The sequence below is a fragment of the Puniceibacterium antarcticum genome (assembly GCF_002760615.1).
Lineage (GTDB): Bacteria > Pseudomonadota > Alphaproteobacteria > Rhodobacterales > Rhodobacteraceae > Puniceibacterium > Puniceibacterium antarcticum.
Window position 1 is genome coordinate 86,859 of the sequence record NZ_AWWI01000047.1, and the last position, 20,273, is coordinate 107,131.

Genomic DNA, 20,273 nt, shown 5'->3' on the forward strand with positions numbered 1-20,273 from the left:
ATCCCTGCGGCAGGGTCCTCGGGGGCGTGCCCCCCTTGGCCTGTCCACCCCTCCCAGGGCGGTCAGTCTCGTGATCCCGGCCTTTTCAGGCCGAGAAAATCAGGGGTGTGATCCGGTCCGCTTCGGCCCAGGCACGCGCCAGCGGCCCATGCAGGTTCAGCGTCTGTCTCTGGAACACATCCAGCAGCCATCCAGCGGTTGCGAACGGGATCGCCACCAGAAAGATGATTGCGAAATAGAAATGGAACTCGGCGCCACGCTTTGTGTGGTGCGACCGCATGCGCGGCCCGTTTGTGGTAAAGTCCGTCATGTTGTCATTCCTCCTGTTGAAGTCGAAAGCGCCTGAACAGTCTCTAACACGACCCGTTCTGCTCCCTGCTTGAGCGCTGCAGCCTCAGCCGCATCGCGCAAATTCTTGGCCGCCGAGATCCGCGTCAGCACCGGGTGCTGTGCGACGATCCGGTCAAGTTCGGCCTGTGCATCGCCGTCCCACGGGAAATCCCGGCGCAGCGGTGTCAGTGTGGCATCGGCACGGTCCATGTCCGTGCCCAGCGGCAGGATGTGGAACAGCGCATCGAACAAGCTGTTGCAGACCTCCTGCAAAACATAGGTGGCACCGCCATACCCCATCATCGGCGTCCCGGTGTGGCGGCGTATCGCAGCCCCCGGAAAGCTCGCCGGAATGAACGTCGGCTGTGGCCCGTGCCCGGCCTTCATCTCGGCCAGATACATTTTCTCGTTGATCGACCCCATCACGATCAGTGGACGCTTGGCATGCATCATGCTGCGCACTTCTTCGTTGTTGGTCTTCTTGCCGGCCACGCGGGCCACGGCAAAGGCGCAGGGCAGGCCCAGATCGCCCTCAAGGTAATTGCGGATGCCACGCGCATAGGTCTCGTTCGCGACAATGGCGAAACTCGCCGTGGCAAAGAAATCCTGCGTCACCGACCGCCACAGATCCCAGACCGGCTTCAGCGTGGAATGCTTTTCCCGCTCGATGAACGGCTCGGGGTCCAGCCCCGTCAGCTCGCCCAGCTTGCGCAGGAACTTGGTGGTTGAATCCACCCCGATCGGCGCCTGAAGGTAGGGCTTGCCCAGCACCTCACACAGGCCCCGGCCAAATTCGCGGTACATGGTGATGTTCACATCGGCATTCACCAGATTGCGCATCTCGGCCAGATGCGCGCCCAGCGGCATCACCATGTTGACCTCGGCCCCGATGCCTTCGACCATACGGCGGATCTCGTGCAGATCGCTTGGCATGTTGAACGTGCCGTACATCGGCCCCAGAATATTGACCCGCGGCGCGGCGCCCTCTTCGCGTTTCTTCTCGGGCGGCATACGACCCTTGGTCATGCCGAATTCGGTAAAGATCCAGGTCATCGCCCGGTCGGCGCATTCCCACTGATCTTCATCAATCGTGCGCGGCAGGAACCGCTGGATGTTGGTCCCCTGCGGCGTCACGCCCCCGCCGATCATCTCGGCAATCGAGCCTGTGACAACCACCGCCGGCAGCGCAGGGTCGAGAACCTTCCACGCCCGCTTCATCGACTCTTCGGTGCCCGCCCCCATCTCGCCCTCACCCAGTCCGGTGACGACAATCGGCAGCTCATGCGGCGGCAGCGCGTCGGTGTAATGCAGCACCGATGTCACCGGCAGGTTCTCGCAACCCACAGGGCCGTCGATCACCACCTGCAATCCCTTGACGGCGCAAAAGGCATAGATCGCGCCCCAATAGCCGCCGGCCCGGTCATGATCCTGGATCAGCATGGCGCACCGCCGGTCTGGCCGTCAGCCATACGCAAACCATACGGGTTCCATACGCATTCCATAGGGCGATTCGGAGTCATATCATCTGCTCCGCCTTGGCCGCGCGCGCCTGCTTGTCGAGCTTCTTCTGATGCGCCGCGCGAAAGTCAGGCCGCAGGTTTGGCGACCCTTCCCAGATGCCCGCAGTCTCCCCCTCGCCCACGCCGGCAAAGAAGGATTTCATTGTTTCCATGCGCTCTTTTCCGGCGATGGCGGCATTGATCACCTCAGCCAAAGACCCCGCGCCGGCCGGCCCCATCAGCGGACGGGCCGAAATCAGATTGGTGTAATAGAGCGCCGGAATGGCCATCTGTTTCGCCTTCTGCACGACCGGAGTCGTCCCGATGGCCAGGTCCGGCCGGACCGCCTCCATCGCCGCACAATCGTCTTCCAGCGAGGCGCGGAATTTCACCTTGATCCCCTTGGCCGACAGCCAGGCGGCATCGTCCTCGGACCACTTGGATTTCGCGCAGGCGGTCCCGACATAGCGCAGATCGGCGCCACTCTCGACCAGCAGCCGCGCCACCAAAAGTTCCGAACCCTCATAACCACTTAGCGTGATCGTGCCGTTGATCTGACTGCCCGCAAGCGCGCCCTTGATCGCCGGCAAAAACGCATTCTGCGCCGCCGCCACATGGTCTTTTGGCAACCCGAACGCCTCGCCGATATTGGCCAGCCACGCCGCCGTTCCGTCATATCCGACCGGAGCAGAGCCCACGATGGGCCGGCCCGCCGCCTCGAATTCCCGCACCGCTGCAGTGTAGAACGGATGGATCGCCGCCACCGCTCCACAGTCCAGCGCGGCATAAAGTTCACGCCATTCCCGGCACGGTACAACCGGCCCCGCCGCGAGACCCATGGGCGCCAGCATCGCGCCAATCATCATCGGATCCGCCGGAAACATCTCACCCAGCAGGCTGACCGTCGGACGGTCGGATTTGCCCTGCGCCGGCCGCGCCACCGGGCCGGCCTCGGCCTCTTTGCGGGCGTAATTCAGCATCGCGCCGGCCAGCACATCCTTGGCCTCGGCATGGGTCGGAATGCCAAATCCCGGCACATCGATCCCCACAATCCGCACGCCGTTGATCTCGTCCGGCAGCAGCCGCAGCGGCACCCCCGATGCGGTCGGAACACACAGATTTGTCACGACAATTGCGTCAAACCGGTCGGGATCGGCCATCTCATGCACGGATTCCCGGATGTCCTCGAACAGCTTGCCCGTAACCAAGGATTCCGAGTTGAAGGGCACATAGCCCACCGACCGCCGCGCCCCGTAGAAATGCGACACAAAGGTCAGGCCATAGACGCAGCAGGCCGAGCCGGACAAAACCGTCGCCACCCGCTTCATCCGCAGCCCCACACGCAACGACCCAAAGGCGGGGCACATCGACTGCGGCTTGTCATGCGGACCTTGCGGATAATCTGCGGCGAACTTGTCCAGCATCTCGGAATTGCCAGCCATGCGGGCGGCTTTTTCCATCTCGGATCCCGAATGGCATCCCAGACCGTCCGCAGGCATCCCGACCGATGGAACCTCGCCCTCGCGCGGGTGGCCCATAGTCACATCAGCCGTTGCGGCGGTGTCATATGTCACTTCATCGCTCATGGCTGTGTGCTCGGCTTGTGATCATCATTCGCAGGGATCTTCAGGATGTCCTGAAGCAGCCGCTCAATCTGTTCGGGGCGGGCCTCTTGCAGGGCTTGGCGCGTCTCGCCATGCGCCGGTTCGGGCTTGCGATCACGCGTCATCATAAACCACCTCCAGAGAGGCTTGAGGCATGGCATTCTTGCCGCGCATGTCCTCGGCTGTGGCCGGAACCAGCTGGTAATCGCCGCCCGTATCCTTGGCATCGAACAGCCCCAGAAGTCCGTCCTGATCCAGCGGCGCGGGCTTGACCGGCGGGGCAATGCCCACAGCCTCGGCCAGTTCGGCAAACAGCGGACCCCATTGCGACTTCATAGTCCCAACAATCTGATAATTCGCGGATTTCTTGCGCAGGTCATCGTCCTGCGGGATCGCCGCCAGCACCGGGATCTTGACCGCCTTGGCAAAGGCCTGCGCCTCGCCCGAATGGTCATCCTTGTTGATGACAAGGCCGGCAACACCGACATTGCCGCCCAGCTTGCGGAAATACTCCACTGCCGAACAGACGTTATTGGCCACGTACAGCGACTGAAGATCGTTCGACGCGACCAGGATCACCTTCTGCGCCATGTCCCGCGCGATGGGCAGACCAAAGCCGCCACAGACCACGTCGCCCAGAAAGTCGAGCAGCACATAGTCGAAATCCCAGTCATGGAACCCCAGTTTTTCCAGCAGCTCAAAGCCATGGATGATCCCGCGTCCGCCACAACCACGGCCAACCTCAGGCCCGCCCAGCTCCATCGCGAACACGCCGCCGCGCTTGAAACAGACATCCCCGATCTTGACCTCTTCGCCGGCCAGCTTCTTGCGGGTCGAGGTTTCGATGATCGTCGGGCACGCCTTGCCGCCAAACAGCAGCGAGGTCGTGTCGGATTTCGGGTCACAGCCGATCAGCAGCACGCGCTTGCCCTGCTCGGCCATCATGTGGCTGAGGTTGGCGAGCGTGAAGGATTTGCCAATGCCGCCCTTGCCGTAGATCGCAATGATCTGCGTCTTTTTGGTGGCTTCGGTCGGAAGGATATCTGCGAGGTCTTCATTCGCCTCGTCACGCAACCGCTGGTCGAAGTCTTTCAGATTCGGCACGTCGTGCCCAACGGCGCGCGAAGTCACTTCGTCTTTCATGCTGCGTCCTTCCAGTTCAAAATCATTTTCAGGCAGGCCGCATCCTCGAACGCCGTGCGATAAGCATCGGGCGCATTCGCGGCTGCGGATTGATGGGTGATAAGTCCGTCGAGGCTCAGCGCACCGTTCTCGACCAGCGCGCGTGTGGCGGCGAGGTCAGCATGCGTCCACTCGGCGGCGACGCGAAACCGCGCCTCTTTCATAAAGGCCGGCGGGAACGAAAACTGCAGCGGCTGGGTGTAAAAGCCGGCCAGCACAATCTCTCCGCCTTTGGCGATCCGGGTGATCAGATCGTTCAGCAGCGCGCCGTTTCCGGACGCGTCGTAAATGCTTTGGTAATCGCGGCGCGTATCCTTGTCAGGATGGATCACCTCGTACCCCACCGCGCCGGCTTGACGGCTTTCATCGATTTCCCAGACCGTCGGCGCCGGTGCGCCGGCGGCAACGGTCAGCCGCGCCAGCAGCCGGCCCAGAACGCCGTGACCGACAATCAGATCGGGAACCGCCTTGTTCAGGCCGGCCATCGCATGACGCGCCGTCGCGGCCAGCGCCAACAATGCCCCCTGCGCGCCGTGGCCCGCATCGATTCGCGTCACGCGATCCTTGTGGGTCACAACCCGCAGCGCCGCGCCGCCGAACAGGCCAAACGCCCCTTCGTAGCAATTCGCCCCCGGTACAAAGACGTGGTCGCCGGGCTTGTAGCCGGTGTTTGCGCCGGCCTCGACCACCTCTCCGGCGGCCTCATAGCCGGGCACCAGCGGATAACCCATGCCGGGAAACGGCGGCATCTGACCCGACCAGAACAGCTTTTCCGTCCCTGTCGAAATGCCGGAATGCAAAATATCGACGACCAGATCGTTGGCCCCAGGATCGGTCAGGGTCAGCATATCAAGCCCAAGATCCTGTGGACCTTTAAGAAGGATGGCCTGTGTCTGCATGATGTGTCCCTCCCCTGTGTCTGACTGCCAGGAACCGAATCTTTCAAGATCCGTGCGGTGGCATGTCACACTGTCAGTTTAGACTTACACATCGTTGTGTCAACATAAATGGACACAGCCTTTGTGAGTCACTCAGAGAATTTGCGCGCGGTGACAACCTGAGTGACGTAGGGACGTGCCGCGCGGTGGACCCGCGTATCCCCAAAACCGGCTTCCCGGCACAGTTCTGAAATGCGCGACGCCGACCGGACCGTTCCGGTGCGCATTGCCAGTGTATAAAAGGCAAAATAGACGTCGCCAGAAGCACTTGGAGTGGTTCCGCCAGACATCGGTTCAGAGATTATCAGCCGGCCTGTGGGGGGCAAAATCGTGTGAACCTTGGCCAAAAGTGCCGCCACTGTCTCATCGGAATGATCATAAAGGACACGCACCAGAGAAATCGCATCCGCCCCCGCCGGCAGCGGGTCATCCCGGAAGGATCCTGCATGAGTGTCAACTTTAGTTGACACATTTTGCGACCCGAATCGCGCTCTCGCCCCCGCCACCACATGCGGTAGATCAAACAGGCTGACCCTCATGTCGGGATAGGCGTGACACACAGCCTCGACAAAGGCGCCGAAGCCGCCGCCGACATCCAGAAGGTGGCGCGTACCCCTTAGCGAAATCGCGGCAAGTGTGTCTTGCGCAACCAATCCCTGCGATTGTGCCATGAGGTCGGAATAGGTGGCGGTGACATCGGGATCCACGGCCCCGCGTGCGCCAAAGACATAGGGCCAGAAATCGGCCAGCTCGGTCTGCACCTCGCCGCGCAACAGCGCAACCGGGTCTTTCAGATCGCGATACAGGATATCATGATGACGAATCATCTGCTCAAGCCCCGGCACCCCCAACAGCGCCGCGCCCAGTCGCGCCGCGCCAAAGCGGCCGTCCTTGTGGCGATGCAGCAGCCCCATCGCAGCACCTGCCTGCAACAACCGGATCATGCGGTCTGGCGGAATGCCCGTACCCTGCGCCAGTTGCACAACCGTGCGCGGCCCCTCCATCACCTGATGTGGAATGCGCAAATCCACCAGCGCATACAGCACCTGCGACCGCACAAACCCCTGCACCATATCGAAAAGCTGATCGCCATCGCGCCGAGCGAACCGTCGTGTCAGCGGGAACGCCGCCGCCCAGCGTTGAAAACCCGGGCGCGCCACCAGCCGTGCCAGCCCTGTGCGCCAGTCCGACCCGCGCCGCGATTCGGGCACGGGTGGCTCATCCGCAGCAATGACCACCGATCACGCCTGCGCTTGGACGGGCGCAAAAACCGGCATGATCTGTTCCGCTTGCATCCGTACCATCTGCGCCAGACGCGCCTCACCCGGGCAGGACGGGATCGACGCAATGGCCCCGGCCAGAATATCCTTGAGCCGCTGCATCGCCCCATCGACCCCCAGCGCGGTTACCGCATTTGGGCGACCGTGAAGATCATCCTGCCCCGCCGGTTTGCCCAGGGTCTGCGCATCACACAGGGCGTCGCGCAGATCGTCGGCGACCTGAAACGCCTCTCCAATCCGGGCACCCAGCTCAAACCACGGCTCAGACTCCTGCCCCGCTGCGATAGCGCCCATCTGCGTTGCCGCAATGAACAGCGCCCCGGTTTTGGACCGGTGATAGGCGGACAGGTCAATCTCGGTTTCGCTTTCCCAACCCTGCCCGGCGCAGATTCCGCCGGGCATACCGGTCTTCTGCGCCAGCGACAGCACCAGCTGAATGCCCCTGTCGGGTGCCACATGCGCAGCGCGGGCCAGCACCTCGAATGCCAGAACTATCAGCGAATCGCCGGCCAGAACGGCCAGCGGCTGGGAATAGGCCCGATGCACAGACGGCTTGCCCCGCCGCATGTCGGCATTGTCAAAGCAAGGCAGATCGTCATGGACAAGGCTCGCACAATGGATCAGCTCCAGCGCCGCCGCCGCCGCATCGGTCAGCTGCGGGCGATCATCGCCGCAAGCCATGGCCACAGACATCAGAATTGTCGGCCTGATCCGCGCCCCGCCGGGGGTTGTTGCATAAGTCAGGGCCCCGGAAAGCTGCGCAGGAGCAATCCCCCCCTGCCCGATTAAAACGGCATTTCGCACGGCGGCATCAATTCGCGCGCTCAGGGACATGAGCAGACTCCTGTTTTTGGCGTGTGTCAAAAATTACTGACACCAATGTGTAAATCATACTGGACAGTCACATGTCCCGAGTCAACAATCCGGTTATGAGCGTGCTGAAAAATACAAAGTCAGACTGCCAGATCGGCCCGGTCCTTGTGATCGGTGCCGGGATTGGCGGACTCTGCGCTGCGCTCAGACTGGCTAATGCGGGTATTGACGTCACAATAATTGAACGTCACGGCGAACCGGGCGGCAAGATGCGGCAGGTGAATGGGGTTGATGCCGGCCCAACAGTGCTGACCATGCGTGACGTTTTCGATACGCTTTTCAGCGATATCGGTGAAAAGACAGAGGATCACGTGACCCTGATCCTGCAGGACATCCTTGCACGGCACTGGTGGCCCGGCACCGGCCCGCTGGATCTATACGCCAATCCCGAACGCAGCGCCGAGGCGATTGGACAGTTGTCAGGCCGACAATCGGCGCAAGAGTTCCGGGTTTTTTCAGCACGCGCCCAGAGGCTTTTCAACGGGTTTCAGGACCCTGTGATGAACACGCCTGTCCTACGACTTGGTGCGCTGGCATATCATGTACTGCGCGACCCGGGGCTGATCCGCGCCATGGCACCACTCTCGTCCCTCTCCGGCTTGCTGGATCGATCCTTCAGCGATCCCCGTCTGCGCCAGCTTTTCGGCCGATACGCCACCTATGTCGGCGGGTCGCCCTATCACTCACCCGCCCTGCTCGCGCTGATCTGGCAGGCAGAGGCGGCAGGCGTCTGGTGCGTCAAGGGTGGGATGCACGCCCTGGCCCGCGCCATCGCGCGGCTGATCGAACGCCGCGGCGGCACGTTGCGTTATAACAGTCATGTCACGCGGATCGAGACAGACAGCGACGGTGTGACCGGGGCGGTGCTGTCGGACGGTAGCACCCTGCCCGCCCGCCAGATCGTCTTTAACGGCGATCCCCGTGCGCTCTCCCTTGGCCTTTTAGGGCCGCAGGTCACATCTGTCGCGCCGCGAACAACACAAACGCCGCGCAGCCTGTCCGCCAATGTCTGGAGCTTTTCCTCTCCCCTCACCGGGCCGGAACTGGTGCATCACAACGTATTCTTCTGCGCCGACCCGCGTGCTGAATTCAACGATATCGCACAGGGACGCATCCCAACCGATCCGACGCTTTATATCTGTGCCGAGGATCGTGGTCAGGGCGTCACGCCACCGAAACAGGAACGGTTCGAGATCATCATGAACGCGCCACCGCTGAGCCAGCGCAAGGCACATCCAGAGGATTACGCCATATGTCACAGTCAGACCTTCAACAGCCTGTCCCGTTTCGGCCTGACCTTCGCACAATCGCCGGGACCAGAGGCGCTGACGACCCCCGAGGGGTTCGAGATACTGTTTCCCGGGACAGCCGGATCCCTTTACGGGCAGAGCCCGCACGGGATGACGGCGGCACTGAACCGGCCGGTGGCCGTGACCCACGTGCCGGGGCTGGTGCTGGCGGGGGGCGGTGTGCACCCGGGCGCGGGGGTGCCGATGGCGGCGCTTTCCGGCAGGCACGCGGCAGAGGCGATATTGAGGGGCCGAACTTCAACCTTGCCGTCCCGCCAAACGGCTACGCGTGGTGGTATATCGACGGCATAAGCGCCGATGGGACCCGCGCCGTTTCCGTCATCGCCTTCATCGGATCGGTGTTTTCGCCCTGGTACCGCTGGTCCGGGCGGCGCGATCCGGAAAATCATGTGTGCATGAATGTCGCAACCTATGGCCCCGGCGGACGCTTCACCATGACCGACAGAGGCCGCAGCGCCCTGCGTCAAAGCAAAGACAGTTTGCAGATTGGCCCATCGTCGATGCGCTGGGACGGCAACACCTTGGTGATCCAAATCAACGAGCTATCGGCGCCACCCCTCATTTCGCGCTTACGGGGGGAAATCCGCCTGTCCCCGCGCGCGGTGACAGATCGCGAACTGGCCCTGACCCCGGATGGCGCGCATATCTGGCGCCCCTTCTCACCGGTCTCAGACATATCCGTCGTGCTCGAAGCAAAGGGTTGGCAGTGGGATGGGCATGGTTATTTCGATGCAAATTTCGGCACGCGCGCATTGGAAGAGGATTTTGCCGTCTGGACCTGGGGACGGTACCCGTCACACGGCGGCAGCACATGCTTTTACGACGCGCAGCGGCTGGACGGATCCGAACTTGCCGCCGGCTTTCATTTCACTGCCGAGGGTAGAGCAGACGCTATTGCCCTGCCACCGAAACGCCCTTTGTCCCGCTCGCTTTGGGCGGTAAAGCGCGAAACACGTGGAGATCCGCTATCGCAGCCAAGGCAGGTGATGAACATGCTGGATGCGCCGTTCTATTCCCGCTCGATGGTCAGGACCGTTCTGGATGGCCAGCCTTGTGTGGGTGTCCACGAGGCGCTTGATCTAAAACGATTCCGCTCGCCCCTTATCAAGCCGATGCTTGCGATTCGGGTGCCGCGCCGGGCCGGCTGGGTTTTCTGATTGGAACGCCGGAGCTGGCGCCAGCCCCCGAAGCCCCGGATATTTTTGGGCAGATCAAGGCAAGTCCGGAGTTTTTAAATCACCCTTCCGAAGGAAGGCGTTTCACGATCGAGTCCATTCGGTTTCGCAGATCAGGCCTTTTCAGGATTTCGTTGCCACACAGATGCATTCAGAGCACCGGCAATAGTGACCCAAACCAGATAGGGCACGAATAAGGCCGCAGCGATGAAATCCACTTGGTATAGTGCAAGCAAGGTCACCGCGACCGACGCCCACAGTGCAGACAGCACGATCATCCCGAGCTTGATCTTCTTGAGGCCGAAAAACACCGGTGTCCACAATCCGTTCAAAGCGATCTGAAGCGACCAGAGCGCCAGTGCGATGCTGTTGTCTGGCGCCATTGCGGCCCTGGTACCCGCTGTCGCCATGCAGACATAAAGCATCGTCCAGACAACCGGAAAGGCCCAGTCGGGCGGCGTCCATGACGGCTTTGAAAGATCACGATACCATTGGCCGGGGGCAAAAAGGCCACCCGTGGAACCGGCTGAAAAACACGCGGCAAGGAATATGACAAACAGAGCCCAAAACATGCCCTTAAGTAGAGCGCGCCGATCCCCCTTGCAAGGCCTTACGCCTTTCATGATCCGTGGCTGTCAACTGTGTCAGTGTGCTGAACAACCCGTCCTTCCGGCTCCAGACAGTCTTGCGTTCCGCAGCGGCCGACACAAGGAAGGCAACCTCGTCCAACGGACGGGCATAAAGCACGGCAGAGCGGGGCATCACGAGTGTGGTAGCCGCGCGGGTTGCCGATAGCATCAGCCAGCCGATCTTTTGCGCCTTGGAGGTGCGTGCCCGGGTTGAGATCGAATCATAGCCGACCTGCTGCACCTCGCGCCCGATGCCCGCATAGATATGGCGGGCGGCGTAAATGCCGGGCCGGCAGCTTGCGGGCAGGGCGGCGATGCCAGCCTCTGAGCGGTTGTAGAGCCTCGTTGCCTCGCTCACCAGCTGGCGGGTCATGTGGCGGATCGGTTTGGTGGCTTTGGGTGAGTCGAGGAAGTGTTCCGAGTCTATCCCGGCCTCGGCAAGCCAGTCTGTGGGCAGGTAGAGTCGCCGTTCCAGCGCATCTTCGCCCACATCGCGGGCAATATTCGTCAGCTGCATCGCCACGCCCAGATCGCAGGCACGGGCCAGCGCATCGGGATCACGCACCCGCATCAGCACACACATCATCGCCCCCACAGCCGAAGCAACCCGCGCGGAATATTCAAACAATTCGGACAGGGTGGCATAGCGCCGGCCCGTCGCATCCCAGGCAAGTCCCTCAAGCAGGGCCTCGGGCAGGGCGCGGGGCATCTCGAATTCCTCGACCACAGCGGTAAAGGCACGGTCGGGCGCCGCATTGCGGGGCCGGCCCTGATAGACGCGCTCAAGCCTGTCCTGCAGCGACAGCACGGCGGCGGCCTTGTGCACTTGCAGATCCACCGCATCATCCGCAAGTCGGCAAAACGCATAGAGCGCCAGCGCCGGGTTGCGGACACGCCCGGGCAACAGCCGGGACGCGGCGTGAAAGGATAAGGAGCCATGACGGATCGCGTCGGTACAGGCCTGCATATCGCCGGGATGGATGCTCATGTTTTCACCACTTCAGGATCTGGAACCAGTTGGCTGAGGACCTCTGCCGAGGCGATGACACCCGGCAGGCCAGCCCCGGGATGGGTGCCGGCACCGGTGAGGTAGAGGCCTGCGACCTCCTCAGATACGTTATGCGGGCGGAACCAGGCCGATTGCAGGATGCGCGGTTCAATCGAAAACCCCGTGCCAAAGGGCGAGAGATACCGGTCGCGAAAGGTTTCGGGTGTGAAAACTTCTGACGGGCCGATGTGCGCGGCAAAGCCGGGCAGGAGCTGTTCATCAAGGATCTTGGTCATCTTGGCGAGGTAGGCGTCCTTTTCAGCCGACCAGTCGACCGGGGTCTTGTGGCCCAGATGCGGCACCGGGCTGAGCACGTAAAAGGTATCATCCCCCTCGGGCGCGACGCCGGGGTCGGTCACGCTGGGCCGGTGAACATACAGCGACATGTCATCGGACAGCTTGCCGTTCAGAAAGATGTCGTTGATCAGACCCTTGTAACGCGGTCCGTTCAGGATGGTGTGGTGGCCCACATCCTTCCATTTGTGCGCAGTGCCCTTGGTCCCGAAATACCAGACAAAGAGGCCCATAGACCAGCGCGCCTTGTGCAGTTTCTTACGGGTCCAGCGGTGCCGGTCATGATTGCGCATCAGGGTTTCATAGGTGAAACCGGCGTCAGCATTGGACACCACTATATCGGCAGTCACGATCTCGCCGGATTTCAGGCGTACCCCATGAGCGCGATTCCCCTTGATCAGGATCTCGTCAACTTCGGTCTCCATCCGCATCAGGCCACCCTGATCCTCGATCACACCGGCCATTGCCTGGGCAATCGCGGCGACACCACCTTGGGCGTAATGCACGCCAAAGTTCTTTTCGAGGTGGCTGACGAGGATATACATTGACGTCACGTTGAACGGATCCCCGCCGATGAACAGCGGATGAAAGGACAGCGCCATGCGCAACCGTTCATCTTTGACCCGCCGCGCGGCATGGGCATAAACAGAGCGGTCGGCGCGCAGACGGATGAATTTTGGCAGGGTGGTGATCAGGTCGCGCAGACGGTGCATGGAGCGACGGCCCAGATCCTCGAACCCGAACCAGTAACGTTTTTCGCTATCATCGAGGAATTTTTCGTATCCCGCCAGATCACCCGGGGACAGGCGCGACACCTCTGACTTCATCGCCTCTATACTTTGGCGGGCGGAAAAGGTCGATCCGTCGGGCCAGCGAATCTCGTAAAAGGGATCGAGCGCAGTAACTTCGACCTCCTTGTGAAAATCGCGACCACAGGCGGCCCAAAGTTCCTTGAACACCTGTGGGACCGTCACGATGGTCGGCCCCAGATCAAACCGGTGTCCGTCGCGCCAAAGGCAGGACCCGCGCCCACCGGGCACATCCAGCCTGTCGATTACCGTGACCCGGTAGCCCCGCGCGCCCAGTCGCATGGCCGAGGCAAGACCGCCAAGGCCGGCGCCGATGACCACCGCATGCGGGGCCTTGGACATCTTTGATGCGACCGAAAAGGATGTGTCGATTTTTGTCATCATACCTCAACGCTACATGTGTCAACTTAATCTGACAATCTTTTCTCATCACGTCTAGTCTGGCGTGGTTCTTTCTTTTCATTACAGTGAATACATGTCAGACTAAATTGACACTTTGATGGTGAACAATGCAGATCGTCAGCCTCAGCTTCTTTCGCTTTGCCTCGCCTCTGGCGCGGTTCTGGGCGCTTGGGATGATGGGGGTGGCACGTCTGTCGATGCCGCGAATCGCAGGGATCGGGTTCTGGAAACTCTGCGGGTCCGGCACGGGCGAGGGGTTTACCCCGCTGCCCAACACCGCCGTCTATGCCATCCTCGCCACCTGGCCCGACCTTGGCACCGCACAGCGCCAGACCGGCACAGCCTCCCTGTTCCGACGCTACCGCAGCCGCGCCTGCGAATCCTGGACTCTGTTTCTCAGCCCGATTTCTGCGCGGGGGGAATGGTCAGGTGCCAGCCCCTTTGTACCGCAAAAGGACGACTCGACCGGCCCCATCGCCGCCCTGACACGCGCCACAATCAAACCGCGCCGTGCCTTGCGCTTTTGGGCGCGGGTGCCCGACATTTCTCAGGTCATCGGCGCTGATCCGAACGTGTTGTTCAAGATCGGTATAGGTGAACTGCCGCTGCTGCATCAGATCACCTTTTCCATCTGGCCTGATACCGAAACCATGGCCCATTTTGCCCGGCATGACGGGCCACATGCCCGCGCCATCCGGGCGGTGCGCGACGGTGCGTGGTTCCGCGAAGAACTTTATGCCCGCTTCCGCATCACAGCCGAAGCTGGCCAGTGGGACGGTGTAAGCCCCCGCATTCTGACAGACATCAAGGAGACCGCCGCATGAGACAGCCCTTTCCCTTTTCCGCGATTGTCGGTCAGGAGGCAATGAAACAGGCCATGGTGCTGACCGCGGTTGATCCCGGCATCGGCGGGGTTCTGGTGTTTGGTGACCGGGGCACCGGTAAATCCACAGCCGTGCGCGCGCTCGCCGCCCTGTTGCCGCCGATCTCGGTCTTGGCCGGCAGCTCGACCAATGCTGCCAGTGCCGAAGATCAGCCGGACTGGGCCGATCCGCTGCCCGGCGACATACACGACATTCCCACACCGGTGATCGACCTGCCGCTGGGGGCAAGCGAGGATCGCGTCGTCGGCGCGCTGGACATCGAACGCGCCCTGACACGTGGCGAAAAGGCATTCGAACCGGGGCTGCTCGCCCGCGCAAATCGCGGCTACCTTTATATAGACGAGGTCAATCTGCTGGAGGATCACATCGTCGACCTGCTGCTGGACGTCGCCCAGTCGGGCGAGAATGTGATCGAACGCGAAGGCCTGTCGATTCGCCACGACGCGCGGTTTGTCCTTGTCGGCTCTGGCAACCCGGAAGAGGGCGAGCTGCGCCCGCAGCTGCTGGACCGGTTCGGCCTGTCAGTCGAGGTGCGTTCGCCCACAGACATCCCCGAACGGGTCGAGGTTATCCGCCGCCGCGCCGCCTTTGACACCAATCCGCAGGCCTTTCTGGACAAATGGAACCCCGAGGACGCCAAAATCCGCGATCAGATTCTGACCGCACGGGCCGCTTTGCCCAAGGTCGCAACATCGGACAAGACCCTGCACGACTGCGCCGAGCTCTGCGTTGCCCTCGGCTCGGACGGGCTGCGAGGAGAGCTGACATTGCTGCGCACCGCCCGCGCGCTGGCCGCCTATCAGGGCGACGCCGAGGTGACACGCACCCACATGCGCGCCGTCGCGCCGATGGCGTTGTCCCACCGTCTGCGCCGCGATCCGCTGGACGAGGCCGGGTCAAGCACCCGCGTCATGCGCGCCGTCGAAGATGTCTTTGCATGAAGCATGACGCGACAGAAGCCTGGGTGACCGGGCAGCTGGCCGTTCATTTGCTGGCCGTTGATCCCGGCGGGCTGGGCGGCTTGCACCTGCGCGCCCGGGCCGGCCCGGTGCGGACGGCATTTCTGGACGCACTGCCCGTGGGTTTGAAAACGGCCCGCAAGATCGGCGCAAATGTGCAGGACACGCAGCTGTTCGGCGGGATCGACATCAGCGCGACCCTGGCCGCCGGGCAGGTTGTCCGCTCGCACGGATTGCTCTCGGAACCTGTACCGCTGATGCTGACCATGGCCGAACGCTGCCCCCCGGGCCTTGCCGCGCGGCTGGCGCAGGCGATGGATGCCGGTCGGCAGCAGGCGCTGATCCTGATGGACGAAGGCTGTGACGAGGATGAGACCGCCCCCGCAACTCTGACCGAACGGCTGGCGTTTCACGTGAATCTCGACGGGCTGCGACCGGTCGATCTGGCCGAAATGGCGTTGGCACCGGACGAGATCAGCGCGGCTCAGGCGTGTCTGCCCGGTGTCACGGTTTCGGATGACATGCTGGCCCTGATGGTCGTGACTGCCGCACGGTTCGGCATCGACTCGCTGCGCGCACCGCTGCTAGCCCTTGCAGCGGCCCGGGCGCATGCCGCGCTGTCAGGGCGCCCCGAGGTTGAAGAAGACGACGCGCAGATCGCCGCGCAGCTGGTGTTTGCCCACCGCGCGACCCTGCTGCCACAGGAAGAAGAGGACGCAGCGCAAGAGCCAGACGAAGACACCTCTGCGGATCCCGAGGACAGCTCCAAGGATCAGCAGACCGAGGAACCGGACGTCGAGTCCGAGGAGGGCGGGCAGAACATTCCCCAGGACATGCTGATCGAGGCGGTCAAGGCATTTCTTCCGCCCGAAATTCTGTCCGCTCTGTCGCAAAAGAGCAAAGGCGGTGGCAAAGGTTCGGGCGGGGCCGGCCAGCGGCGCAAGGGAAACCGGCGCGGGCGGCCCTTGCCCTCGCGCCCCGGCAAGCTTGACGGTTCATCCCGGATCGACATCGTTGCCACCCTGCGCGCCGCCGCGCCCTGGCAGATGCTGCGCCGTGCCCAGACGCCAGACCGGGCCGGCCTGCTGATCCGCCCCTCGGACATCCATGTCAGGCGGTATCAAGAGATGTCGGACCGCCTGATCATTTTTGCCGTCGATGCCTCCGGCTCGTCTGCCATGGCGCGCCTGTCCGAAGCGAAGGGCGCGATCGAGCTGATGCTGGCCGAAGCCTATGCCCGCCGCGATCATGTGGCTTTGATCGCCTTTCGCGGTGAGCAGGCAGATCTGATCCTGCCGCCGACACGATCTCTGGTGCAAACCAAACGCCGCCTGTCGGGCCTGCCCGGCGGCGGCGGCACACCTTTGGCGGCCGGCCTTCAGGCCAGCGCCGAACTGGCACGGCGGGTCATGGGGCAGGGGCTGTCGCCGGCTCTGGCGCTCCTGACCGACGGGCGCGCAAATGTGCCCTTGCCCGGCCGCACCGGACGCGCGGCGGCAACAGAGGATGCCGAAATCATGGCAGGACTCGTGCGTCGGCTGAACATTCCCGCGGCGGTGGTCGATACCTCGGTGCGGCCCCGTCCGGAACTGAGCAAGCTCGCCGGCCTCATGGGTGCGCGCTATGTGCCGCTGCCCCGGGCCGATGCACAGGGGCTCAGCCGTGCCATCGGCGCGGCCATCGCGGACTGACATCATGGATTTCACCCGCGATCTGGCAGGCTGGCCGCACAGCGCATGTTCCACGCTGATCCGGGTGCGTCCGCATGACTGGCACGTGCAACAAATGGGGCAGGGGCCGACGCTGCTGTTGCTGCACGGAACCGGTGGCTCGACCCACAGCTGGCGCGATCTGATGCCGCTGCTGGCGGACAGTTACCATGTGGTTGCCGTTGATCTGCCTGGACATGGCTTCACGCGGCTCGGCTCGCGGCACCGGTCCGCGCTGAACACCATGGCGCAGGATCTGGCGTCGCTGTGCACGGATCAGGGCTGGCACCCGGTCTGCATCATCGGGCATTCCGCCGGCGGGGCTGTGGCGCTGCGGCTCAGCAACCTGCTGGAACACAAACCCAAAGTCGTGGGGATCAACCCGGCGCTGCAACCGTTTCAGGGGCTGGCCGGCGCATTCTTTCCCGTGGCCGCGCGCGTTCTTGCCATTGCACCGATGCTGGTGGATATCGCCCTGCGCAGCATGGCCGCACCCGGGCGGGTCGCCACACTTTTGGCCAGCACGGGATCGCGCATAGATGGAGAGGGGCTTGCGCTATATTCAAAGCTGTTCAGAAATCGCCCACATGTGGACGGGGCGCTGCTGATGATGGCGCAATGGAAACTGGACGGATTGCTGGCGGATCTGCCTCAAATGGAAGTCGAGTGCCTGTTCCTCACCGGCAGCAAAGACCGCACCGTCCCGCCAGTTTCAGCGGTCGAGACGGCGGCGCGGATGCCACACGCGTCAGTCGAAAGCTTTGACGGGCTGGGCCATCTGATGCACGAAGAAGCGCCTGATCGGGTTGCGGCGCGCATCCGCCAATGGCTGGCGTGAAAACCGATTTACCGCGTACGACGCAGGTATATGTAGTAGGCGCCAGCACCGCCGTGGCGAATATGCGCCTCCGTCACCTGCAAAATCGCCTGAGCGACAGGGGCCATGCGCAGCCACATCGGCACCTGCTGTTTCAGTACACCACGGCGATGCGGCATGGGCGCATAGGGGTCTTCGCGCTGACCCTTGCCAGTAATCACCAGAACCAGCCGAGCGCCCCTTGATTGCTGCGTCAGAATGAACCGCGTCAGGGTGGGATGAGCCTGGTCAAGAGTCATCCCGTGAAGATCGATGCGCGCCTCTGGCATCAGCTTGCCACGCTTGAGCCGTGTATGCGACTTCTTGTCCATCTGAACCGCATCGCCATTCAGACGTTGCGCAGTGGTTCGGGGCAGGGTTGCGTCCTTGGTTTGAGACTTGGATTTCTGACCAAGGGTGAACGGTGCCAAAGCTTCAACAGCCTTTGGCGTCAGCACTGGGTCCGGATCGCGGGTGACCGGCGTCGGCCCTATGGGCGCAAAGTGATCTCTGCGCCCCAGCTTTTCCGTGCTGCGAGCCACCTCTCGCCAAAGCTCGAGCTCTTCGGGGCGCACACGGCGCCGGCTCATGGGTGAAATTCCGGAAACACTCGCTTTGAAAACGCCCGGATCATTCGCCCGTGGCGACGAGCTGCCAATTGGGGTCGTCACTGCCCATGGTGCGCGCGAAGGTCCAGATGTCCTTTTGCTTCTTGGTCTGCTTGGCGCTCCCCTCGATGATCTCACCCGATGCGTCGCGCACGAGCGACGTAAGTTCGCCAACATAACGCACTGTCAACTCGGCGAGGCCAGTCTGCGCGTCTAACGTGGCGTCCTGCAGCGCCATTTCACGAATGCCAATAAATTCGGATTCAATCTTGAGCCCTTGCGACACGCGCGATGCAACGACCTCTGCAAAGGAGTCATAGACATCCTGATCAAGAAACGGCTTGATTTCCGCCAATTCTCCACGCTCAAACCCCATCAGGATCATCTCGTAAGCACCGCGAGCGCCACCAAGGAAATCGCCGACGCCAAAACTTGGCTCAGCCCGTTTCATCCTGGCAAGCGCATCGGCAGCGGGGCTGCCCTCGGGGACATGATCGATGATGTCGCGGTCTGGACCACCTTCGATCACTTCAAAATCGGGGCGCGACTTGCTTTTGACCTCTGGCGCAGGGGCGGTGGGCTTCTCAAAGCCTTCCCGGGTACCTAACACACCACGCAGGCGCAAAATAAGGAAAACGGCCACTCCGGCAAGAACCAGAAGCTGGATAATCGGTGAGTTCATCGAGACCTCGCGGTGGAGCATGCATTTAAAAGGTTCAGTTAAGTCCTTATGTAGGTGCTGCGAGTGGTTTAGTCCACCGCACGACATGATAAGGAGACCGGACTGATGTGGCTATTTGTGGCTTTTCTCGCAATCCCGATCATAGAAATTGCATTGTTCATCCAAGTGGGTGGGCTGATCGGCCTCTGGCCGACCCTCGCGATTGTGGTGCTGACCGCTGTTTTGGGCACCTGGCTGGTGCGTTCCCAAGGGGCGCAGGCACTGAACAACGTCCGCCGGTCATTTTCCGACCTGCGTGACCCAACCGAACCTTTGGCCCATGGTGCCATGATCCTTGTTGCCGGCGTTTTACTGCTGACACCCGGATTTTTCACGGATGCAATGGGCTTTGCGCTTTTGGCCCCCCCGGTTCGGTCTGCGGTGATCAACTACCTACGCAAACACGTCAAGGTTCAGCGCTTCGAGATGGGTGGGGGACCCGGACCGCAACGGCGCCCGGGTCCCGGTGATGTGATCGACGGGGACTACGAAGATGTCACATCGCCCGATGACGTCCTGCCACCAAAGCAGCCAACACATTCTGGGTCAGGCTGGACAAAGCACTGATTTAGCGCGGAGGAAGGCTTCGTCTGACCATTGAGGGACGCCCACCATGCTGATAAGCACTGTGCAAAATTGACCTCAAGGGAGAAGACGATGGCCGATGAACCGATAGCAAACGGTGCAGCAGCAGCTGCGCCGCAGATCAAGATGAATGTGCTAGCACAATTCATACGCGATATGTCGTTCGAGAACATTCTGGCACAAAAGGGGACAGGCGGCGAAATGGTCCCAGACGTGCAGGTTCAGGTGAATCTGGACGCGCGCAAACGCTCGGCCAAAAACCAGTACGAAGTGGTGATGAAGCTCAAGGTTGATGCCAAAGCCAAGGAAAGCCGCAACCAGCTTTTTCTGATGGAATTGGACTATGCTGGCGTCTTCAATATCGAAAACGTGCCCGAAGACCAGATTCACCCGTTCCTGCTGATTGAATGTCCGCGCATGTTGTTTCCATTTGTACGCCGCATCGTTTCCGATGTGACACGCGACGGGGGCTTCCCGGCACTGAATCTGGAAACGATCGATTTTGTCTCTCTTTACCGGAACGAAATTGCGCGCCGTCAGGCAGAACAGGCACAGGCTCCCGTCGGAAACGCCTGAGT

21 protein-coding genes are annotated in these 20,273 nt (G+C 62.0%); 8 read left to right on the plus strand and 13 right to left on the minus strand.

The genetic code is table 11. The annotated features are described in order from the left end of the window. Positions 1-85: 85 nt before the first annotated feature. The 8 genes from pufQ to P775_RS05915 form a co-directional block, all read right to left on the minus strand. A complete protein-coding gene (gene pufQ, locus P775_RS05885; protein WP_099910106.1) occupies positions 86-310 on the minus strand; it encodes a cytochrome PufQ in 225 nt (74 codons plus the stop codon). Further along, positions 307-1,770 (minus strand): chlorophyllide a reductase subunit Z, encoded by a 1,464-nt coding sequence (gene bchZ, locus P775_RS05890; RefSeq protein ID WP_099910107.1) that lies wholly within the window; start codon positions 1,768-1,770, stop codon positions 307-309. The genes pufQ and bchZ overlap by 4 nt, the downstream gene beginning before the upstream one ends. A gap of 76 nt (positions 1,771-1,846) precedes the next feature. Continuing rightward, entirely contained in the window at positions 1,847-3,415 is a 1,569-nt protein-coding gene (gene bchY, locus P775_RS05895; RefSeq protein WP_099910108.1) for a chlorophyllide a reductase subunit Y, read from the minus strand. Then, positions 3,412-3,561, minus strand: a complete 150-nt coding sequence (locus tag P775_RS27945) for a hypothetical protein (protein ID WP_180287338.1) — start codon at positions 3,559-3,561, stop codon at positions 3,412-3,414. Before P775_RS27945 ends, bchY begins: the two co-directional genes overlap by 4 nt. Next, complete coding sequence (locus P775_RS05900) at positions 3,548-4,576, minus strand: chlorophyllide a reductase iron protein subunit X (RefSeq protein ID WP_099910109.1); 1,029 nt, start codon at positions 4,574-4,576, stop codon at positions 3,548-3,550. Before P775_RS05900 ends, P775_RS27945 begins: the two co-directional genes overlap by 14 nt. Next, positions 4,573-5,514: a chlorophyll synthesis pathway protein BchC gene (bchC, locus tag P775_RS05905; RefSeq protein WP_099910110.1), complete on the minus strand. Its 942-nt coding sequence runs from the start codon at positions 5,512-5,514 to the stop codon at positions 4,573-4,575. Before bchC ends, P775_RS05900 begins: the two co-directional genes overlap by 4 nt. A gap of 128 nt (positions 5,515-5,642) precedes the next feature. Then, positions 5,643-6,764 (minus strand): methyltransferase, encoded by a 1,122-nt coding sequence (locus P775_RS05910; protein ID WP_099910111.1) that lies wholly within the window; start codon positions 6,762-6,764, stop codon positions 5,643-5,645. 30 nt (positions 6,765-6,794) lie between these two features. Then, positions 6,795-7,667, minus strand: coding sequence for a polyprenyl synthetase family protein (locus P775_RS05915; RefSeq protein WP_099910112.1), 873 nt, complete (start codon positions 7,665-7,667; stop codon positions 6,795-6,797). 95 nt (positions 7,668-7,762) lie between these two features. Here P775_RS05915 and crtD point away from each other — a divergent pair, with 95 nt between their 5' ends. Continuing rightward, a complete protein-coding gene (gene crtD, locus P775_RS05920; protein ID WP_099910113.1) occupies positions 7,763-9,307 on the plus strand; it encodes a 1-hydroxycarotenoid 3,4-desaturase CrtD in 1,545 nt (514 codons plus the stop codon). Further along, positions 9,304-10,173, plus strand: coding sequence for a carotenoid 1,2-hydratase (gene crtC / locus P775_RS05925; RefSeq protein WP_099910153.1), 870 nt, complete (start codon positions 9,304-9,306; stop codon positions 10,171-10,173). Before crtD ends, crtC begins: the two co-directional genes overlap by 4 nt. Positions 10,174-10,304: 131 nt before the next feature. Here the strand turns inward: crtC and tspO are convergent, their stop codons facing one another. Genes tspO through P775_RS05940 form a run of 3 tightly spaced genes read right to left on the minus strand, consistent with a single transcriptional unit; the run spans position 10,305 to position 13,355 of the window. Next, positions 10,305-10,763, minus strand: coding sequence for a tryptophan-rich sensory protein TspO (gene tspO / locus P775_RS05930; RefSeq protein WP_099910114.1), 459 nt, complete (start codon positions 10,761-10,763; stop codon positions 10,305-10,307). Between the two features lie 4 nt (positions 10,764-10,767). Next, positions 10,768-11,808 (minus strand): 15-cis-phytoene synthase, encoded by a 1,041-nt coding sequence (gene crtB / locus P775_RS05935; RefSeq protein WP_099910115.1) that lies wholly within the window; start codon positions 11,806-11,808, stop codon positions 10,768-10,770. Continuing rightward, positions 11,805-13,355 carry a phytoene desaturase gene (locus P775_RS05940; RefSeq protein ID WP_099910116.1) on the minus strand — a complete coding sequence of 517 codons (1,551 nt, stop codon included), beginning with the start codon at positions 13,353-13,355 and terminating at the stop codon, positions 11,805-11,807. Before P775_RS05940 ends, crtB begins: the two co-directional genes overlap by 4 nt. Before the next feature lie 125 nt (positions 13,356-13,480). On the opposite strand from P775_RS05940, the gene crtA reads away from it, so the two are divergent. From crtA to bchO, 4 genes are read left to right on the plus strand one after another with little or no spacing between them, the layout of a single operon-like run. Continuing rightward, positions 13,481-14,197, plus strand: a complete 717-nt coding sequence (gene crtA, locus P775_RS05945) for a spheroidene monooxygenase (RefSeq protein ID WP_099910117.1) — start codon at positions 13,481-13,483, stop codon at positions 14,195-14,197. Next, entirely contained in the window at positions 14,194-15,198 is a 1,005-nt protein-coding gene (gene bchI / locus P775_RS05950; protein ID WP_099910118.1) for a magnesium chelatase ATPase subunit I, read from the plus strand. Before crtA ends, bchI begins: the two co-directional genes overlap by 4 nt. Continuing rightward, a complete protein-coding gene (locus P775_RS05955) occupies positions 15,195-16,907 on the plus strand; it encodes a magnesium chelatase subunit D (protein WP_099910119.1) in 1,713 nt (570 codons plus the stop codon). The genes bchI and P775_RS05955 overlap by 4 nt, the downstream gene beginning before the upstream one ends. Before the next feature lie 4 nt (positions 16,908-16,911). Further along, positions 16,912-17,763: an alpha/beta fold hydrolase BchO gene (bchO, locus tag P775_RS05960; protein ID WP_099910154.1), complete on the plus strand. Its 852-nt coding sequence runs from the start codon at positions 16,912-16,914 to the stop codon at positions 17,761-17,763. 8 nt (positions 17,764-17,771) lie between these two features. Here the strand turns inward: bchO and P775_RS05965 are convergent, their stop codons facing one another. Together P775_RS05965 and P775_RS05970 are read right to left on the minus strand one after the other, a co-directional pair. Continuing rightward, the gene (locus P775_RS05965) at positions 17,772-18,371 is read right to left on the minus strand and encodes a Smr/MutS family protein (protein WP_099910120.1); all 600 of its coding nucleotides are present in this window, start codon (positions 18,369-18,371) and stop codon (positions 17,772-17,774) included. Positions 18,372-18,411: 40 nt separating this feature from the next. Continuing rightward, positions 18,412-19,071, minus strand: coding sequence for a Tim44/TimA family putative adaptor protein (locus tag P775_RS05970; RefSeq protein WP_099910155.1), 660 nt, complete (start codon positions 19,069-19,071; stop codon positions 18,412-18,414). Positions 19,072-19,176: 105 nt separating this feature from the next. On the opposite strand from P775_RS05970, the gene P775_RS05975 reads away from it, so the two are divergent. Next, positions 19,177-19,677 (plus strand): FxsA family protein, encoded by a 501-nt coding sequence (locus tag P775_RS05975; protein WP_099910121.1) that lies wholly within the window; start codon positions 19,177-19,179, stop codon positions 19,675-19,677. A 90-nt stretch (positions 19,678-19,767) separates the two neighbouring features. Next, on the plus strand, positions 19,768-20,271 hold the full coding sequence (secB, locus tag P775_RS05980; protein WP_099910122.1) for a protein-export chaperone SecB: 504 nt from the start codon (positions 19,768-19,770) through the stop codon (positions 20,269-20,271). Positions 20,272-20,273 lie beyond the last annotated feature (2 nt).

Coding starts and splice junctions, on each gene's coding strand:
- bchI (WP_099910118.1), top strand. CDS start 14,194: ATGAGACAGCCCTTTCCCTTTTCCGCGATTGTCGGTCAGGAGGCAATG.
- bchO (WP_099910154.1), top strand. CDS start 16,912: ATGGATTTCACCCGCGATCTGGCAGGCTGGCCGCACAGCGCATGTTCC.
- P775_RS27945 (WP_180287338.1), bottom strand. CDS start 3,561: ATGATGACGCGTGATCGCAAGCCCGAACCGGCGCATGGCGAGACGCGC.
- bchY (WP_099910108.1), bottom strand. CDS start 3,415: ATGAGCGATGAAGTGACATATGACACCGCCGCAACGGCTGATGTGACT.
- P775_RS05965 (WP_099910120.1), bottom strand. CDS start 18,371: ATGAGCCGGCGCCGTGTGCGCCCCGAAGAGCTCGAGCTTTGGCGAGAG.
- pufQ (WP_099910106.1), bottom strand. CDS start 310: ATGACGGACTTTACCACAAACGGGCCGCGCATGCGGTCGCACCACACA.
- bchZ (WP_099910107.1), bottom strand. CDS start 1,770: ATGCTGATCCAGGATCATGACCGGGCCGGCGGCTATTGGGGCGCGATC.
- P775_RS05955 (WP_099910119.1), top strand. CDS start 15,195: ATGAAGCATGACGCGACAGAAGCCTGGGTGACCGGGCAGCTGGCCGTT.
- P775_RS05900 (WP_099910109.1), bottom strand. CDS start 4,576: ATGAAAGACGAAGTGACTTCGCGCGCCGTTGGGCACGACGTGCCGAAT.
- crtA (WP_099910117.1), top strand. CDS start 13,481: ATGCAGATCGTCAGCCTCAGCTTCTTTCGCTTTGCCTCGCCTCTGGCG.
- P775_RS05940 (WP_099910116.1), bottom strand. CDS start 13,355: ATGATGACAAAAATCGACACATCCTTTTCGGTCGCATCAAAGATGTCC.
- P775_RS05970 (WP_099910155.1), bottom strand. CDS start 19,071: ATGAACTCACCGATTATCCAGCTTCTGGTTCTTGCCGGAGTGGCCGTT.
- crtB (WP_099910115.1), bottom strand. CDS start 11,808: ATGAGCATCCATCCCGGCGATATGCAGGCCTGTACCGACGCGATCCGT.
- tspO (WP_099910114.1), bottom strand. CDS start 10,763: ATGTTTTGGGCTCTGTTTGTCATATTCCTTGCCGCGTGTTTTTCAGCC.
- secB (WP_099910122.1), top strand. CDS start 19,768: ATGGCCGATGAACCGATAGCAAACGGTGCAGCAGCAGCTGCGCCGCAG.
- bchC (WP_099910110.1), bottom strand. CDS start 5,514: ATGCAGACACAGGCCATCCTTCTTAAAGGTCCACAGGATCTTGGGCTT.
- crtD (WP_099910113.1), top strand. CDS start 7,763: ATGAGCGTGCTGAAAAATACAAAGTCAGACTGCCAGATCGGCCCGGTC.
- P775_RS05975 (WP_099910121.1), top strand. CDS start 19,177: ATGTGGCTATTTGTGGCTTTTCTCGCAATCCCGATCATAGAAATTGCA.
- P775_RS05915 (WP_099910112.1), bottom strand. CDS start 7,667: ATGTCCCTGAGCGCGCGAATTGATGCCGCCGTGCGAAATGCCGTTTTA.